This is a genomic window from Janthinobacterium violaceinigrum (assembly GCF_009208555.1).
Lineage (GTDB): Bacteria > Pseudomonadota > Gammaproteobacteria > Burkholderiales > Burkholderiaceae_D > Janthinobacterium > Janthinobacterium violaceinigrum.
On sequence record NZ_WFLI01000083.1, the window covers coordinates 1 to 2,461 of the forward strand.

The 2,461-nt window shown below is 65.5% G+C and carries 1 protein-coding gene; it reads right to left on the bottom strand.

The window, feature by feature from the left end; all coding sequences use genetic code 11:
- The coding region (locus GCN75_RS28675) for a beta strand repeat-containing protein (RefSeq protein ID WP_193317703.1) at window positions 1–2,461 on the bottom strand (2,461 nt) is incomplete at both ends.

Genomic DNA, 2,461 nt, shown 5'->3' on the forward strand with positions numbered 1-2,461 from the left:
CGGATCAAGCCTTGCTGGTTGTTGATACTGCCGCCACCCGCGTTCAGGCCGATATTGCCCAGCACCTGGATTTGCCCGCCCTGGTTTTGCAAGCCGCTCAGGGCCAGATCCAGCGCCGACTTGCCCACCACCTGGCCGCCGCGGTTGTCCAGCTGGCCCACGCTGCCCGTGATGTTGCCGGCCGCGCCCAGATAGCCGCCCGCATTGTTCCAGCTGCCCGTTTGCAGGCTGAGGCCGGCGCCGCTGCTGATGCCGCCGGCGCTGCCCGGATGGCGCACCGCATACGCGCCCGCATTGGTGTTGAGTAAAGCATTGCCGTGCGTATCGATGATCATGGCGCCGCCCGACTGCAGCAAGCCGCCATCGTTGTTCAGCAGCCCCGTCTGCAAGTTAACGGTGCCCGTGCCCGCCAAGGTGCCTTGGGTGTTGTTGAAGGCCTGGCCATGCGTATCGAGCGTGACGTTCGCGCCCGCGATGGTGCCCAGCCCGTTCGACAGGCCGCCATTGCGCAGGATGATGTCGCCGCCCGACTGCATGGTGCCGCCGTCGTTGACGGTGGCGCCCGTGGACGTGACCGTCAACAGGCCCTGCACCGAAGCCAGCTTGCCGCCGGCGCTGTTGTCGACGCTCGCCGCGTTCACGCTCATATTGCCCGTGGCCGCCAGCATGCCGCCCGCATTGTTCAGTGCCTGCGTCACATTTGCCGTCAGCTGCCCGCCTGCCGTGGCGCTGCCGCCCTGGTTCAGCAGATTTCCCGCACCCAGCACGACATTGCCGCCGCCGGCGATGGCGCCGCCATGGCGGTTGTCGAGCACGCTGCTTGCCGTCACCGTCAGGTTGGCCGTGCCGGCCGCCTGCAGCTTGCCGCCCTGGTTATTGAGGCTTGGTGCGACGATATTGGTATTGCCGTTGCTGGCGATGGTGCCGCCGCGGTTGTCCAGGCTGGTCGTCAGTTGAATGCTGGTGTCGCCTTTGCCCAGCTGCGTCAGGTTGCCGCCGCCATTGTCCAGAGTGCTACCCGTCACGCTGATTTGCTGCGCGATGGTGCTGGCGTTGCGGTGGTCGATGGTGCCGGCCGTCACGACCAGCGCGCCATTGCCCGTGATCTGTCCGCGCTGGTCGTTCAGCTGGTTCGCTTGCAGACTCAAGGTGCCGCTGCCCGCATGCTCGATCTTGCCATCCGTATTCGTCAGCGTACCTGCCTTCAGGCTCAGGTTGGCGCTGTTGACGGCGATGCGCCCGCCCGTGTTGTCCAGCACGCCCGCTGGCGATGTCAGGTCGATGGCCGTATTGCCGGCCCCCGTCTGCACGATGCTGCCTTGCTGGTTGTTCAGGTTGCCGGCTGTGACGGCCAGCTGGCCGGCGCTGATATCGCCGCGCTGGTTGTTCCACGTCTGGCCTTGTGCGCCTGCCGTGATCGTCAGGGCGCCCGGCGTGGTGACCACGGCGCCGCTGGTGCTGACGTCGCCCGTTGTCGCCGTCAAGCTGATACTGTTGGCGCTGCTGCGGCTGCCGCCGAGGTCGACGTTGCCTCCGCGCAGGGCGGCATTACCTGCCGCCAGTACCTGGCCATGGGCGCCCAGCGCCTGCTGCGCCGTGACTTGTAAGGTACCGCTCGTCTGCAGGCTGCCGTCGGCTTTCACGCCCGCGCCGATCAGGCTGGCTGCGCTGCTATTGACGCTGTTGGCGCTGATCGTGTTGTTGCCTTGAGCCAGGATCACGCCGGTATTTTCCAGCGCCCCCGTCACGGTCAGTACCTGCTCTGCGCCGGCAAACAGGCTGCCGCTGTTGCGCACGCTGCCCGCTGTCGTCGTCAGATTAGCGCTGGCAACGATACTGCCCTGCGCATTGAGCAACTCGTCCATCGTCAATTGCGCATTGCCACCCGCCGCTTGCAACTGCCCCAGGGTGTTGTCTACCGTGCCACCAGCCAAGGTCAAATCGCGGCCGGCAATGATCACGCCGGAGGTATTGTCCAGCTTGCCCGTCGCCGCCACATTGACATCTTGCGCAGACGCAATACGGCCATGGTCGTTCAGCAAGACGCCCGTTTCCACGCGTACATTGCCATTTGCCTCGATCTTGCCGCCGCTATTGTCCAGGCGCGTGCTGGCCAGCACTGTTGCCGCACTCGTGCCCAGCTGCGTGATCTGTCCTTGGCGATTATCGAGGATGCCGGCGGAGACGTTCACTTGCTGCGCCAGTAGGCTGGCATTGCGGTGATCGAGGTAATTGGCCGCCACCTGCAGCGCGCCATTGCCCGTCAGCTGGCCCCGCTGCCCATACAGATTCGTGGCGCGGATCTCCAGTACGCCCTTGCCCGCATGTTCGATCTTGCCGTCGATATTCGTCAGGTCGCCCGCCTGCAGGCGCAGATTTGCGCTGTTGACGGCGATGCGCCCGCCCGTATTGTCCAGCGCGCCCGTCTCGATGACGGTGTCGCCCGTGCCCGTCTGTATCA